This is a genomic window from Roseateles sp., from assembly GCF_049240545.1.
Lineage (GTDB): Bacteria > Pseudomonadota > Gammaproteobacteria > Burkholderiales > Burkholderiaceae_C > Paucibacter_A.
Genome location: NZ_JBMLSK010000387.1, coordinates 19,196 through 34,116, shown reverse-complemented (window position 1 = coordinate 34,116; position 14,921 = coordinate 19,196). Strand labels below are relative to the sequence as shown.

Here is a 14,921-nt window from a genome sequence, read left to right as displayed (position 1 = left end):
CAGGCTCGGATAGACACCCGTTCACTAGACCACAAGCCCTCTGGCGCTGATGCAGGGAGTAAGCTGCCAGAGACCCTGCATTTTCAAGAGCGCGCTCAACGCTCCTTCAAGGCTTCGTTGGCCTTGAGCAAGGGGCGGAACAAGAAACTCAAGACGGTTCGCTCGCCTGTTTTGATTTCAACGCTGGCTGCCATACCTGGCAGCACCGGCAAAGGTTCGCCACTGCGTTGCAAGGAGTTCTTGTCGGTACGGATCAGCACCCGGTAATAGCGCGCATCGCCAGTTACTGCGGTTTTGTCGTTATCACCCAAGGTGTCCGCACTGACGAGTTCAACATGGCCTTCCAACCCGCCGTGAATGTTGAAGTCATAACCTGCCAGCTTGACGACCGCGCGTTGGCCTACACCGACAAATCCGACCTCGGAGGGCGGCAGTCGCGCCTCGACCAGCACATTCGGGCCGATAGGGACGATTTCCATGACGGGGGCCCCACCCCCAACCACGCCGCCAATCGTCGTGGTGCGAATATTCTTGACCAAGCCATTCACCGGAGACCGCAGCACGGTGCGAGCCAAGGCGTCTTTTCTCACCACTTGCTGTTCATCCAAAGCCGCCAGTTCATTCTGCTGCCGGGTCAGCTCTTGGCTCGCCTCTTGTCGGAATCGACTGATCCGTTCTTGACGCTGCTGGCGCAAATCATTGACCTGTCGATTCAATCGCATCACCTCGACCTCGGACATCAAGCCGCGGGCAGAAAGGTCCTGCGCCACCTTCAACTCTCGACCAAGCAGGCCCATGCTTCGATCCAAGGAACTGACCGCCTCCTCTTGCAAGCGGATTCGCGATTCGTAGGACTGTTGTTCTGCCTCGAGCACCTCAGGCGCCGCCTTGACTTCCGTGGGCCAAACCGGCCGCCCGCCGCTCGCCTCGGCCTTGAGGCGGGCCACAGCGGCCTTCAAGGCCAGTCGACGCAACATCCCCTCGTTCTGCTGGGCTTCGACCCGCGTCGGATCCAAGCGCACCAACTCCTGGCCGACTTCAACCTCTTCGCCTTCGCTGACAAAAAGCTCGGCCAGCAAACCACTCTCCAGGCTGGCGATGACCTGTTCCCGCCCCTCGGGAATGATGCGCCCCTGCATGCGACTGACTTGGTCGACCTTGGCAAACGCTGCCCAAATAAAGGCGGTCACGACACAAACGAGCAACAAGTACAAAGCCCACATCGACCGGGGCAAGGGTTCGTCGATCTGGGCGAGCGCCAAGCTGCTGAGAAAAGGGGTGTCTTTGGAGGCTTGCGCCATGCTGTGTCTCAAATTGCGCCGAAGCGCCTCATCATTAAATCAGGAGGTAGCGCTGCGACTCAAACCGAAGCCTTGCGCTGAACCGGTTGAGCGCTCGGATGCATGTGCACGCGCGCATCATCCGTGCCTGTATTGCCGGCTTGCACGCTGGCAGCAGGGCGGACCCCCGACAAGGCCGCCAGCACGTTGTCACGCGGGCCGTCGAGTACCAATTTGCCGGCATCCATCACCATCACACGCCCGACCAACTCCAGCACCGCCGGACGATGGGTGACGGCGATCAAGGTGCAATCAGCGGCGGCTTCCTTCAATTGGCGCAGAAAGCTCATTTCGGACTGTGCATCCATGGAACTGGTGGGTTCATCCATCAGCAGCAACTTGGGTTTGTTCACCAAGGCACGCGCCAAAGCCACCAATTGCCTTTGTCCGCCCGACAGCAACCCCCCCATCTCACCCACGGGCAGATCCCAGCCCATAGGGTGACCCGCAACCACCCGGTCCAATCCAGTCAGACGGGCCACCTCGACCAGTCGGGCGGCAGAGACTTCGCCCCGGCCCATCAACACGTTGTCGCGCAGCGTGCCGTGAAACAAGCGCGGCTCCTGGGACACAAAGCCCACATGCGAGCGGTACTCTGCGGGATCGATTTGCCGCAGATCCAGCCCTTCGACCTCGACCATCCCTTCGGTCGGCTGATACAGACCGGCAATCAAACGAAGAACGGTGGACTTCCCGCTGCCGATACGACCGAGCACAGCGATACGCTCGCCCGCTTGCACCTGCATCGTCAAGCCACTGAGCACCTTGGGCGCAGTCTGCCCCGGATCCGAAGGGTACTGAAAGCCCACATCGCGCAAGACGAGCCGGCCACTGACACTGGTCAAGGGCACGTAGTTCTGGGAGCTGTCTCTCTCCGTGGGCTTGTTCATCAAGTCGTCGATGCTCTGCAAGGCCGCACGCGCGCCCTGGTAGCGTGTCACCAAGCCAACCATGCTGCCCAGGGGTGCCAAGGCCCGCGAGGCAAACATGATGGAGCCGATCAGTGCGCCCTGAGAGATCGTTCCGTCGCGGATCAAATAGACACCCCAGAGCAGCATCAGCAAGGTCGTCACCTGATACATGGATTGACTGAGGTGATTGATCAGACCGTGCATGCTGCGCGTGCGCAGACTGGATTCCGCAGCCACGGCGTTGCTGATTTCATAGCGGTGCTGGAATTGTGGAGCGGCGCCGGAAGTCTTGACGTCCTCCAGGCCCTCCAAGGCCTCCACCAAATTGCCTTGAACCTCGGCTTGTTCCGCCATACCAGTTCGAACGGAACGCCGCACCAAGGCCTGCAGCACAAAGATGCCAAGGATCATGATTGGCACCATCAGTGTGACCACCCAACCCAAGGGGCCGCCGACAACGAAGATCATGCCCACAAAGATCACGATAAAGGGCAGGTCCGTCAACACCGACAAGCTGGCTGACGCAAAAAAGTCCCGAACCGTCTCCACCTGACCCATGTAGTGGGCGCAAGAGCCTGCCGAGGCCGGGCGATGCTCCATCCGGATGGAAAGAATGTGGCGAAACAGCTTGGCTCCAATGATCAGGTCGGCCTTGCGGCCAGCGAGGTCAATCAAATGCGCCCGCAGATGCTTGGCAAACAAATCAAAGCCAAGCGCCAACGCCCCGCCGATCACCAAGGTCCACAACGTGACCAGGGCATCTTGGTGCGGTATGACTTTGTCGTAAATGACCGATGTCACCATGCCGGTGGCCATCATCAACACATTGCTCAGCAAGGCTGCCAGCATGGCACCACGGTAGTACGGGGTGAACTGCTTCAAGGTCCCCCAAAGCCAGTGGTCAGTCGCATCCATGACCACATGGTGCTGAGCCTGAGCGCGGGCTTGCTCCTTCGGGCTGACCAGCAGGCAAAAGCCGCTGTACTCGCCTTCAAGCTCGCTCAACTGCGCTTCACACAGCTGTGATTCAGCGCCAGGAAACAGCACCTGATAGCGCCCATTGGCCTCGTCAAGGACGCGGACCAAAACACAAGCATCGCCTTCGTTCAACAGCAGGACTGCGGGCAGCATCAAGGTATTGATCTGCGTCAGCGTGCGACGCTGAACGGCGGCCTCATACCCAGCCTCCTTCATCAAGCGCACCGCTTGAGGCGGCGACAAGGCGCCATCGGCTGCACCATTGGCGCGCAGCGAAGCCGCTGAACGTGGGCGTTTGTGATGCTGGGTCAGCCAGACCAGGGCTTGCAGCAGAGGGTCGCCAATATCAGAGCCTGCTTCGCCTACACCCTCAGGCGAGGACTGCTGCGACACATCTTCCTGCGGCGCAGCAGCAGGCGCGAGCCGCAAAGCCGGCCCGCGATTCGCATCTGCGGCATCAAAAAAATCATCACGTCGGGACACCTGAGTCACTCCTCAGCACCCAAAGAAGCCATGTATCGCAGCATGAGATCAGGTCTTTCTCTCAGCCAACGCCATACGCTCGAACTCTGCTTCCATATTCGACACCAGAGCAGGCATATCGAACAAGGGAGAACTGCGCCCATATTCGTTCAGATAGCGCTTATAGGATAGCGCGCGCGCCGGCTCTTTGCCGATTTGAATCGCACGCTGCTCATACTCGCTGACCGAAAAGGTAATCAGATCCGACAGTCCCACCGCCGTCAACAAGCTGCCGGCCATGCGCGAGATGTAGCTTCGCCCGCTCAATGTCAAGATGGGCGTGCCCATCCACAGGCAGTCATTCGCCGTCGTACCGGCGTTGTAAGGGAAGGTGTCAAGGACAAGATCGGCCAACTGAAAGCGAGCCAGGTAGTCTGGAGGCGCCGCGCGAGGCGCAAAGAAAAGTCGATCGGGCGACACGCCATGCTGGCTCGCAAACGCGAGCATGTTTTCACGGGCTCGATCATTGTCCGCAAGCAACCACAGCACAGACTTCGGCACCGCTTGCAGCACCCGCATCCAAGCCGCGAACATCTGCTCCGTGTACTTATGGTTGTTGTTGAATGAGCAATACACGAACGCGTCCTCGGGCAAGCCCACCTGGCTGCGGGTCGGCGTTGCCCCCACCGGACGTTGGCGGTCGCTGGATTGGTAGCATTTGTCGAGGTAGATCGGGCGTTCGGTGCAATACGGCAGGTATTCGGGCGGCATCACAAAGCGATCGGCCAGAATCCAGTCCACCCCTGGCAAGGCGGACGTGCCCGGCAAGCCGAGATAGCTGACTTGAATCGGCGCCGGCCGGTACGCCAAGATATTGGGGCGGGCGCCGCTGGTCAGGCCTTGCAGATCGACCAGCACATCAATGCCCATGCTGGCGATCAATTTGGCTGCGGCCTCATCGCCAAGGCCCTGCAGCGGAATCACCCGATCCATGGCGCCGGTGATGCGCGCGCGCTGGGCCGAGCCATCCTCACGGCTCCAACAAAAAGCAAACACCTCAAAGCGCGAACGATCGTGCAACTCAAAAATCTCAGGGGTCAAAAAACCCACCGCATGCATTCGAAGATCACCGGAGAGGTAGCCAATGCGAATCTTGCCGGTCCGGTTCAGGCCGCTCAAGCGATGAAAGGCCTGGCCGCTGTACTTCACAACTTTTTCGTTCACGAAACGCTGTGCGACCAAAAGCTGCAGCGCGGGGTCATCGCTATAGCTGAGCATGGCCAACAAGGACGTATTGAGCAAAAGCTGATTCGTAGTCACGGCGCCAACCGGTTCATAGACTGGCCATGCACATTGCTTTTGCCGGATGTGCACGTAGTGCTGCAGCACATCCCCCTGGTCGGCTTTCAACTCCAGCGCTTCGCGCATCACCGACTCAGCCTCGGGATAACGCTTTTCTTGCTCCAGCAGCCGCGCTCGGTTTTTGAGCGCGTGGAGCCGAAGCTCGCGTGGGTCTGTGCCCATGATTTCGCCCGTAGTGCGGTCATTGGCAGCCTCTTGCCAAGTCGCAAGAGCCTCTTCCAAACGCCCCAAATGCTCCAGCTGATGACCCAGATTCACCCGCGCCTGCAGAAAGTCTGGCTTGATCTGGAGCGCTTCACGATAGGCTTGTTCGGCGTCCTCATGCGCTTGATTACTGGCCAGCGTTGCGCCCAAGTTGTAGAGCGCCACTACACGCAACGGCCCGTGCTGAACAGCCAACCAAGCCCGGTACAACTCACAGGACAAGACACCCAAGCCTTGAGACTGGAATTGGTTGGCCTGCCCCATCACATCGGCCAAGGGCAGGCTGGCGTCGCGACAGCGCTGCAGCAGCAGATCCCACTCGGGAACCAACTCTGCAGGGACGCTCAAGGTCTTCATATTGGGCGATGCAATGTCCATGACGATTCGGGCCTAGGTAAAGCAAGTGCAGACATCTGCGGAGGCTGCCCCAAGGCACCCACCGTAACCAGAACGGGAGTTGCACAACTCCCACCCCGATTCTCCTGCCCGACCCACGCAGAGATCGCTTCAATTGCATGCGTCCAAGGGTGCTATTCAGCGCTTCCCGAGCACGAGTAAACCCTCAACCCACACAAGCCCTGTCACGCCTGAGCGGCAATTTGCCATGGCTTCCCTGGGCATTTCCGCCCTTTATTTAGGCCAGGCCCTGCCGAGAATGCATATAGCCCTGTAGGAGGGGGATAGGACCGTACGCGGTCGCTAAAACTAAAGCGAAAACATGCTGAATGCAATTCTGACCAGATGGGCCAGGACTCGCGGAGCCTTGCCCCCGAAGCACTCGACCCTGAGCCGAAGCAGCAATAGCGGTACCCCAAGCAGTTTCGGCAGTTCCCGCCAGGGTACCGACTCCCTTTGGCAAACCTTGCTGCGCTGGATGCCGGGAGACGCTGACCCGTGGGGGAGCACCTCAAGCATGCCGCCTTGCGATAGCCTGATGCTCAGCCACGTGCCCAGCATTCGCGCTGCCTTTGACAACTGCCTGCGCGACTTGCACGGAGAAGGCGTCGAGGCATTGCAAAAGAGCATTCGTTGCAGCCGCAGCTTGCGCGATCTCTGGCATTTACGAGCCCAGGCCTATACCGAGGTCGCGCGGGCCTTCTCACAGGCCGAAGCCGAAATTCGCTTGCAGCAACTCAATGCCCACTTCCAGTTTGGCGCCAGCATGAGTTTGGGAGAACGGGCCGGACCGGTTGCCGCCCTGGGACGCGCAGGACGGGAGCATTGAAATGCAGCTGACCTTGCGAGAGATTCCACACTTCCCGCCCCCTTGGGCCTATGCCTGTGCCGGCCGCCCGGACGAGCGGCGCGGTCGCATCGCGGTACGCAAGGCTTTTGTAGCGCTGAAACTAACCTTCACCCGCGCCGCTGCGGAAGTCTCCGGAGAGATTGGCCAGAGCCTGCAGAGCATCGTGCGCCAAGCCAGCGAACCCATCGAGTTGTGGCTGATTCGATCGACCCTGCTGGCCGCACTGCCCTTGGACAGCGAACGCGCCAACGACCACCGACTGGCGGTACTGGATGCCCTGAGCCAGGTCTACCCAGGCAGCGATGGCTCATCGCGAGCCTCAGGCTATCGGCTTCCCTAAGCTCAAGAAAATGCGGCGGGTCGTCCTTTGAGGCACGTTCGGCAAGGCAGAATGTGCCTCAAGCCATGAACATCATCATCCTCGACGACTATCAGGACGCCGTTCGCAAACTGCGCTGTGCGTCCAAGCTTGAGCACCTGAACGCCAAGGTTTTCACCAATACCGTCAAGGGCATCGGGCAGTTGTCGGTCCGCCTTCGAGACGCCGAAGTGCTGGTGTTGATCCGCGAACGCACCCATTTCCCGCGCCAGTTGCTGGAAAAACTGCCACGCCTCAAGCTCATCTCACAAACTGGACGCGTCGGCGCCCACATCGACATCCAGGCCTGCACCAAGCTGGGCATCGCGGTGGCGGAAGGCGTGGGCTCGCCGGTGGCGCCGGCCGAGTTGACCTGGGCACTGATCATGGCCTCGATGCGGCGCCTGCCGCAATACATCGGCAACCTCAAACACGGCGCCTGGCAACAGTCGGGGCTGAAGTCGGCCTCCATGCCCGCCAATTTTGGGCTGGGCATGGTGCTCAAGGGCAAGACCTTGGGCATTTGGGGTTACGGCCGTATCGGCCAATTGGTCGCCGGCTATGGCCGCGCCTTCGGCATGCAAGTGCAGGTCTGGGGCAGCGAAGCGTCTCGCCTGCGAGCCGAGGCCGATGGCTATACCGCCGTGCACAGCCGCGAAGCCTTGTTCGAGAGCAGCGATGTGCTGTCCGTGCATCTGCGCCTATGTGATGCCACCCGCAGCATGATCACGCTGGAGGATCTGACGCGCATGAAACCCACCGCCTTGTTCGTCAACACCTCGCGCGCCGAGTTGCTGACCGAAGGCGCACTGGTGTCGGCACTGAACCGGGGCCGCCCCGGCATGGCCGCCATTGACGTGTTCGAGAGTGAACCGATTTTGCAAGGTCACCCCTTGCTCCGCCTGGAGAACGCGGTCTGCACACCGCATATCGGCTACGTCGAGCAAGACAGTTATGAAGTGTATTTGAGCGCGGCCTTCGACAATGTGCTGAACTACATCAATCACGAGCCCAGCAACATCGTCAATCCTGAGGCGCTGCGAGTCTTGCGCTGATGATGAGCGAGCCGCCGAACAAGCCTGCCTCTCTGAGCGAGTTGTTTTGGGCCTTCAACCGCCTGGCCTTGCAAGGCTTCGGTGGCGTGCTGGCGGTGGCGCAGCGGGAGTTGGTGGAGCGTTTGCGCTGGCTCAGCCGCGAAGAATTCTTGGACGTCTTTGCCGTGGCCCAGGTGCTGCCAGGGCCGAACATTCTCAATTTGTCTTTGATGCTGGGCGACCGTTTCTTCGGCATCCGGGGCGCATTCACCGCCATGGCCGGCATGCTGCTGTTTCCCTTGTTGATCGTGATCGGCATGGCGGCGCTGTATGGCGAAATGGCCGCCCACCCCGTCGTCGCCAACACGGTGCGCGGCATGGGTGCCGTGTCGGCCGGCCTGATTTTGGCAACGGCCTTGAAGCTCGCGCCCTCGCTGAAGCGCAGCCCCATGGGGGCTTGGCCCGCCCTGCTCTTGGCGCTGTTGACGATTGCCGCCGTGCTTTGGCTGCGCTTGCCCTTGCCACAACTGCTGCTCAGCCTGGGTGGCCTGGGTATGTTTCTGGCTTGGCGGCAGCTTCGCCGCGCCCGTGCTGAAGAGTCTGAGAATCCATGACGCCGGCCTCCCTCGATCTGTGGGCCCTGTTCCTGCACTTCCTGACCTTGTCGCTGCTGGCCATTGGAGGCGCCATCACCACCGCCCCGGAAATGCACCGTTACTTGGTCGGGCAGCAGCACTGGCTCACCGACACCCAGTTCACCTCCTCCATCGCCCTGGCCCAGGCCGCGCCGGGCCCCAATCTGCTTTTTGTGGCGGTGCTGGGTTGGAATGTGGCCGGCTTGGCCGGAGCCTTTGCCGCCATGGCAGGCATCATGCTGCCCTCCACCACCTTGGTGCTGGCAGCCACCCGCTGGGCCCGCAAGAACCGCGACAGTCTGGGTGTGCGCGCCTTCACCGCCGGCATGGCGCCGCTGACCCTGGGGCTTTTGATCTCTACCGGCTGGCTCCTGGCAGAGCCTTACTTAAGTACACCTGACCACCTGCCCACTACCTTGCTCTTGATTGCAACGACCTTGGTGTTGACGCTGCGCACCAAGATCAGCTTGGTGTGGATGGTGCTGGCTGGCGGCCTGCTGGGGGCTTTGGGCTGGGTCTAGTTGCAAAAACAAAGCAAACTGGACTTCATCCGTTTCAGTAGACACCAAGTCAAATACGTGTGACTACGCCCAAGGCCTTGACAACATAAATCGTCAATTCATCCAACTTGTGCAGGTGAACCACAAGTCGACTAAACAGCTTCAAAGCGGAAGCTGAGATTCGCCTTCAACAGTCAATGAAGTCTGGGATGAAGTCCAAGATTCGTCGGCAATTAGGAAGTTAATTCACTAAAGAGACCGCGACAGCACCAGATATATTCGTCTCTCGTGCCCTAAAGTTTTTTGGAAAACTGAAGATGAACAATCAAGAGAAACTCCTCCAGGCCTTCGCTACTGCCTTGACCATCCCTACCGCGGAAGTAGTGGAATCGCTGACCTTTGGGAGTGCACCTCAGTGGGACTCCGTCGCCCACATGGCACTGGTAACTGAGCTCGAATCCGTTTTCGACGTGATGCTGGACACCGACGAGATCCTGGCTATGAGCTCGGTCGCCATCTCGCGCGAGATCCTAGCCAAACACGGCGTCGAGTTCTGATGACCTCGGTCGTGAACCCCACCAGCCTCACAGGCAAGACATGCCTGATCACCGGCGCGACGCGCGGTATCGGTCTGGCGGCGGCGCGGCTGTTCGCCCAGAACGGCGCACAGGTCGTTCTGGTCGGCCGCAATGCGGATGAGTTGGCGCAACGCGCGGCCGAGATCAACGACACCTGCGGCGCCGAAGTCGCCGCGAGCTTCACCTGCGACGTCTCGGACGACGCGGCGGTAAAGGACCTTTTCCAGGCCGTCTTCAAGCGCTACAAGCGCTTGGACGTCTTGCTGGCCAACGCTGGGGTGCTGGACGACGCGCTGCTAGGCATGGTCAACCGAGCGCAGATTGAGCGCGTGTTCGGCGCCAACACCTTCGGCCTGATTTATTGCGCCCAGTACGCCAGCCGCTTGATGGCGCGGAGCGGCGGAGGCAGCATCATCAACATTGCCTCCATCATCGGCACGAACGGCAACGCCGGGCAGGCCGTCTATGGCGGGAGCAAGGCCGCGGTGCTGGGCATCACCAAGTCGCTGGCCAAGGAATTGGCCCCCGGCCAGATTCGCGTCAACGCGATCGCGCCCGGATTCATAGACACGGCGATGACGCAGGGACTGCCCGAGGCGAAGTTCGCCGAGCGTATGGACAGCATCGCGATGGGTCGCATCGGCACGCCCGAGGACGTCGCCCGCACCGCGCTGTTCCTCGCCAGCGATCTGTCCACCTACGTGACCGGCCAATGCATCGGCGTGGACGGTGGCATGCTGATATGAGCCGCTTCTGGGAAGACTCTTCGACCATGTCCGGCGCGCGCGTGCACGCTGGCGACGAGGGGTGGCTGCGCGGTGAGGACCTGGTCCGCCGGGCGGACGCCGCCGTGGCGGACCTTCCGCCGCGCAGCGTCTTTGCGCTAAGGTTCGCAACCAATGCAGCCAGCGTCGCGGTGTATCTCGGCGCCCTACGCCGCGGTCATGTGCCGCTCCTGATCGGCACCGACCTGTCCGCCGAAATGCTGGACCCGCTGTGCCGGCGCTTCGGCATCGGCCGACTTTTCGACGGCACCACGTGGACGAGCGTTGGCGCGGGAGCCCTCGCCTCTCCGGCCGTGCATCCGTCGCTCGGCCTACTGATGTCGACCTCCGGCAGCACCGGCTCGCCCAAGCTCGTGCGCCTGTCGCTTGAGAACCTGGCAGCCAATGCTGGCAGCATCCGCGAGTACCTCGCGCTGGCCACCGACGACGTTGCGATCACCTCGTTACCGCTGAGCTACTCGTACGGCCTGTCGGTGCTGAACAGCCACCTCGCCGTTGGCGCGGGTATCGTGCTCAGCGACTCCGCAGTTACCACGCCCGCCTTCTGGAACCTGGTGCGAGCCGAAGGCGTCACCGGCCTGACCGGCGTGCCCACAACCTGGCGCATGTTGCGCCGCATGCGCTTCGAGCGCATGGACCTACCGAACTTGCGCCACATGACGCAGGCCGGTGGGCGGCTGGATCCCGAAGAAATCGTCTGGCTCGGCGAGCTCGCGCAGCGCACCGGCCGGCGCGCTTTCATCATGTACGGCCAGACGGAGGCCACGGCTCGGATCGCGTACCTTCCGCCGACACGCGTGCTCGACAAGCCCGGCAGCATCGGCCAGGCAATCCCGGGCGGGGAGCTATGGCTGATCGACACCGACGGAGCGCCGGTAACCACGGCAGACGTCGAGGGCCAGTTGGTCTATCGCGGTCCCAACGTGATGCTCGGCTACGCCGAGTCCGCCCAGGATCTAGCCCTGGGCGCAACGTTGACGTCGCTGCCCACCGGCGACTTAGCGCGCCAAGATGCCGAAGGCCACTTCTGGATCACCGGCCGGCTCAAGCGCTTTGTGAAACTCTTCGGCAATCGATTCGGCTTGGACGAGGTCGAGCAGCACCTGCGCACCCTGGGGCTAGATGCCGGCGCCGTCGGGCGTGATGACGCGCTGATGATCGGCGTCGTCACCGACACAGATTCGGCCGCGGCCTTGCGTCTGACGCTCGCCACCCGCTATCACGTGCACCCATCTGCTATCCAAGTTCATGCGCTGGCCACCCTGCCGCGCAACAGTGCAGGCAAGCTATTGCACGGGGAGCTGCAGCAAGCACTCGACCGACTGACTGCCACGGGCGCAACCTCCGGAGTCTCACCATGACCACCGAATTCTTGGACTGGCCGGTCTACGGCCTGTCCAGAGCCGACAAGCGCACCCAGTTGGGTGCGCAGCTCGCCGCGCTGACCGCGCACCACGACGCCCAATGCGTCCCCTACCGGCGGATTCTGCACGCGCGTGGCTGGCAACCAGCTGCGCCCCAAGCACTCGAATCGCTGCCCTGGCTGCCCGTACGGCTGTTCAAAATGTATGAGCTACGCAGCGTGCCACAGGATCATGTCTTCAAGACGCTGACGTCCTCCGGGACGACCGGCCAGGCTCCGTCACGCATCGTGCTGGACAAACCCACGGCTTCGTTCCAAACCACTGCGCTGGTACGAATCATGCAGGAGTTCCTAGGCAAGGCACGCCTGCCAATGCTGATCATCGACCACCCCGGTGTCGTCAAGGACCGTGCCAGTTTCTCCGCGCGAGGCGCTGGCATCTTGGGCCTATCCAACTTCGGCAGAGGGCACGTCTACGCACTCAACGACGACATGACCCTGAACCTAGAGGCCGTGCGCGCCTTCGCTCAGCAGCATGCCGGCCTGCCCAAGCTGATGTTTGGCTTTACGTTCATGGTCTGGCAACACTTCCTGCTAGAGCTTGAGAAGCTTGGCGAACCCCTAGCACTCGACGACGCCGTCCTGTTCCACAGCGGAGGCTGGAAGAAGCTCGAGGCGCTGGCCGTGGACAATGCCGAGTTCAAACGCCGCATACAAGCCTCCTGCGGGGCGCTGCGCATCCACAACTTCTACGGCATGGTCGAGCAAGTCGGCTCCGTGTTCGTCGAGTGCGAACATGGTCATTTGCATGCACCAGCCTTCGCAGACGTTATTGTTCGCGACCCTCTTACCTGGTCGGCACTTCCCGCAGGTGAGCAAGGCGTGATCCAAGTACTGTCCGCGCTACCGCGTAGCTACCCGGGCCACAGCCTGCTGACTGAAGACCTAGGTACGTTGCTAGGCGAGGACGACTGTGGCTGTGGCCGACTAGGCCGCTACTTCCATGTCCACGGTCGAATGGCCCGCGCCGAAGTCCGCGGCTGCAGCGACACCCACGCCAACCCAAGTTCCGCCCCGGCATGAATTTACCGTCAATCGACGTCGTCCTTCCACACGGACAGCGCATAGAAGATCTCGCGGCCCACGGCAACCTACCACCATTCGGCTCGGTCCAGCTTGGCTTCGCCTCACAGCTTGCCAAGGCGTTAACGGTGTCGGCTGCAGTGCGCGCATTCCCCGAGTTGGTTGCGCTGGGTTTCTGGCTGCGGCCGGCCAACCTCAAGCGCACCATCGACGCCTTTATCACGCGAAAGGGCGACGCCGTGCACCTGCCGCGCGGCCTCGTCTTCCACGTAGCGCCGTCCAATGTGGACACGATCTTTGTCTATTCTTGGTTCATCTCTCTGCTGTGCGGCAACCGCAACATCATCCGCCTCTCGAGCAAGGAAACGCCACAGACCACCGCGCTGCTGGCAATCCTAGAGGAACTACTGACCCAGGACGAATGGAGAGACATTGCCCAGCGCACCCTGATCGTGCGCTATGGCCACGACGCCGCGGTCTCCGCTGCGCTAAGCGCCGCGTGCGACGTACGTGTGATCTGGGGCGGCGATGACACCATCCGCACCTTCCGTGATTTTCCGTTGAATCCTCGGGCGACCGAACTGGCTTTCGCTAACAAGTTCTCGATGAGCGTACTGGATGCACGCACCGTCGCCGAGGCTGATAGCGACGTTTTGCAGAAGTTGACCGGGGCATTCCACAACGACGTGTACTGGTTCGGGCAGATGGCGTGCTCTTCGCCGCGAATGCTACTGTGGTTGGGCAGTGCGTCGCAGGCTGAGGCCGCAGCCGGGCGGTTCTGGCCGGCCCTTCGGACGGAACTGGACCGCCGAGGCGTAACGATCTCGGCTCCTGACCACATGAACAAGGAAGTCACGGCCGACGCGCTGGCCATAGAGCAGGCCTCGGTGCAAATCGAGACGCCAGACCCACGCATCACCCGCGTGCGACTACCCGAGCCAGCACTGCTCGACGAGCTGCATTGCGGAGCAGGCCTATTCCACGAGGCTCGCATTGACACACTTGACGCGCTGAAACCACTGCTGTCGCGCAAGATCCAAACGATCAGCCACTTCGGCGTTACGACATTTCAATGGAAAGAGTTTCTAGGTACCGCCGTGCCCGCGGGCATCGACCGAATCGTGCCAATGGGCAGCGCCCTGGATTTCGAGCCGATCTGGGACGGGCAGGACCTTCTGCAGTCCTTTCTCCGTCAGGTAACTGTTCAATAAACGCAGCCAAAGAGTTCAAGATGCCGAAAGACTCGGCCGACTCCACGGCGATCTGCGAATCAATAAAAAAATACAACCAAGCAATCAAGAAAGAACACTAATGGAATCACTAGTGGAAAAATGGCTTAGATCTGGAGTAGAACAAGGAGACACCTTATTGCTACACAGCAATATCATGAGGACACTAGTTGAAAGCAGTCGCTCTGGCTTTCAAATTGGCCCTCTGGACGTACTTGAAAGTTTTCTGAGGGCGATTGGCCCCGAAGGCACGCTGCTACTTCCGTTGTTCAACTTTGATTTCACCTGCGGCATTGACTTCAATATAAAAACCAGCCCATCGCGCATGGGGGCACTTACAGAGGCTGGAAGGCTTCACAAGGATGCCGTTCGTACTGGACACCCAATCTATTCGTTCGCCGCGATCGGCCACAAGTCCAGTGAATTCAAGGATATCGACAATAAAAGTGGATACGGCGAAGATTCTCCATTTGGAATACTTAGAAAGTTAAACGGGAAAATTGCCTCACTTGATTTAGACGATCAACAATGCATGACCTACTATCACCACATAGAAGAAATGAAAGGCATTGATTATCGATATTTCAAGACCTTCAAAGGAAACTACTTCGACTGGAATGGAAATGTTGAAGAAAAATCTTACAGCCTCTTTGTCAGAAATCTTGATCTAGGCGTAAAGACAAGCGTCAATCCAGCCGGAGAGTTGCTATGGAAATCCGGCCTTTACAAAGGATTCAGGCCCAACACCGACACAGGACTACGAGTAATCAAAGCGACTGAAATGTTTGATTTTGTTGGTGAATTAATTGATGCCAACAAAGCATTGGGAAATCTCTACACTCTGGAGAAGTAA

The 14,921-nt window shown here is 60.3% G+C and carries 14 protein-coding genes; 11 read left to right on the top strand and 3 right to left on the bottom strand.

Annotation, left to right across the window (positions count from 1 at the left end):
- Positions 1-95: 95 nt before the first annotated feature.
- From ACOVRJ_RS23335 to ACOVRJ_RS23325, 3 genes are read right to left on the bottom strand one after another with little or no spacing between them, the layout of a single operon-like run.
- The gene (locus ACOVRJ_RS23335; protein WP_422046216.1) at positions 96-1,301 is read right to left on the bottom strand and encodes an HlyD family efflux transporter periplasmic adaptor subunit; all 1,206 of its coding nucleotides are present in this window, start codon (positions 1,299-1,301) and stop codon (positions 96-98) included.
- A 59-nt stretch (positions 1,302-1,360) separates the two neighbouring features.
- Positions 1,361-3,712 (bottom strand): type I secretion system permease/ATPase, encoded by a 2,352-nt coding sequence (locus ACOVRJ_RS23330; protein WP_422046215.1) that lies wholly within the window; start codon positions 3,710-3,712, stop codon positions 1,361-1,363.
- Between the two features lie 48 nt (positions 3,713-3,760).
- Positions 3,761-5,635 carry an acetylglucosamine transferase gene (locus ACOVRJ_RS23325; protein ID WP_422046214.1) on the bottom strand — a complete coding sequence of 625 codons (1,875 nt, stop codon included), beginning with the start codon at positions 5,633-5,635 and terminating at the stop codon, positions 3,761-3,763.
- Positions 5,636-6,170: 535 nt separating this feature from the next.
- Here ACOVRJ_RS23325 and ACOVRJ_RS23320 point away from each other — a divergent pair.
- The 11 genes from ACOVRJ_RS23320 to ACOVRJ_RS23270 all read left to right on the top strand — a co-directional run bounded on the left by ACOVRJ_RS23320 (position 6,171) and on the right by ACOVRJ_RS23270 (position 14,921).
- Entirely contained in the window at positions 6,171-6,482 is a 312-nt protein-coding gene (locus ACOVRJ_RS23320; protein ID WP_422046213.1) for a hypothetical protein, read from the top strand.
- A 1-nt stretch (position 6,483) separates the two neighbouring features.
- Positions 6,484-6,843 (top strand): hypothetical protein, encoded by a 360-nt coding sequence (locus tag ACOVRJ_RS23315; protein WP_422046212.1) that lies wholly within the window; start codon positions 6,484-6,486, stop codon positions 6,841-6,843.
- 65 nt (positions 6,844-6,908) lie between these two features.
- Positions 6,909-7,916: a D-2-hydroxyacid dehydrogenase family protein gene (locus ACOVRJ_RS23310; protein ID WP_422046211.1), complete on the top strand. Its 1,008-nt coding sequence runs from the start codon at positions 6,909-6,911 to the stop codon at positions 7,914-7,916.
- A 2-nt stretch (positions 7,917-7,918) separates the two neighbouring features.
- Entirely contained in the window at positions 7,919-8,509 is a 591-nt protein-coding gene (locus ACOVRJ_RS23305; RefSeq protein ID WP_422046210.1) for a chromate transporter, read from the top strand.
- Positions 8,506-9,051 (top strand): chromate transporter, encoded by a 546-nt coding sequence (locus ACOVRJ_RS23300; protein ID WP_422046209.1) that lies wholly within the window; start codon positions 8,506-8,508, stop codon positions 9,049-9,051. Before ACOVRJ_RS23305 ends, ACOVRJ_RS23300 begins: the two co-directional genes overlap by 4 nt.
- A gap of 296 nt (positions 9,052-9,347) precedes the next feature.
- On the top strand, positions 9,348-9,587 hold the full coding sequence (locus tag ACOVRJ_RS23295; protein ID WP_422046208.1) for an acyl carrier protein: 240 nt from the start codon (positions 9,348-9,350) through the stop codon (positions 9,585-9,587).
- Complete coding sequence (locus ACOVRJ_RS23290; protein WP_422046207.1) at positions 9,587-10,354, top strand: SDR family NAD(P)-dependent oxidoreductase; 768 nt, start codon at positions 9,587-9,589, stop codon at positions 10,352-10,354. The genes ACOVRJ_RS23295 and ACOVRJ_RS23290 overlap by 1 nt, the downstream gene beginning before the upstream one ends.
- On the top strand, positions 10,351-11,754 hold the full coding sequence (locus ACOVRJ_RS23285) for an AMP-binding protein (RefSeq protein WP_422046206.1): 1,404 nt from the start codon (positions 10,351-10,353) through the stop codon (positions 11,752-11,754). The genes ACOVRJ_RS23290 and ACOVRJ_RS23285 overlap by 4 nt, the downstream gene beginning before the upstream one ends.
- Positions 11,751-12,839 (top strand): acyl-protein synthetase, encoded by a 1,089-nt coding sequence (locus ACOVRJ_RS23280; RefSeq protein ID WP_422046205.1) that lies wholly within the window; start codon positions 11,751-11,753, stop codon positions 12,837-12,839. The genes ACOVRJ_RS23285 and ACOVRJ_RS23280 overlap by 4 nt, the downstream gene beginning before the upstream one ends.
- Positions 12,836-14,050, top strand: a complete 1,215-nt coding sequence (locus tag ACOVRJ_RS23275; RefSeq protein WP_422046204.1) for an acyl-CoA reductase — start codon at positions 12,836-12,838, stop codon at positions 14,048-14,050. Before ACOVRJ_RS23280 ends, ACOVRJ_RS23275 begins: the two co-directional genes overlap by 4 nt.
- A 100-nt stretch (positions 14,051-14,150) precedes the next feature.
- The gene (locus tag ACOVRJ_RS23270) at positions 14,151-14,921 is read left to right on the top strand and encodes an AAC(3) family N-acetyltransferase (protein ID WP_422046203.1); all 771 of its coding nucleotides are present in this window, start codon (positions 14,151-14,153) and stop codon (positions 14,919-14,921) included.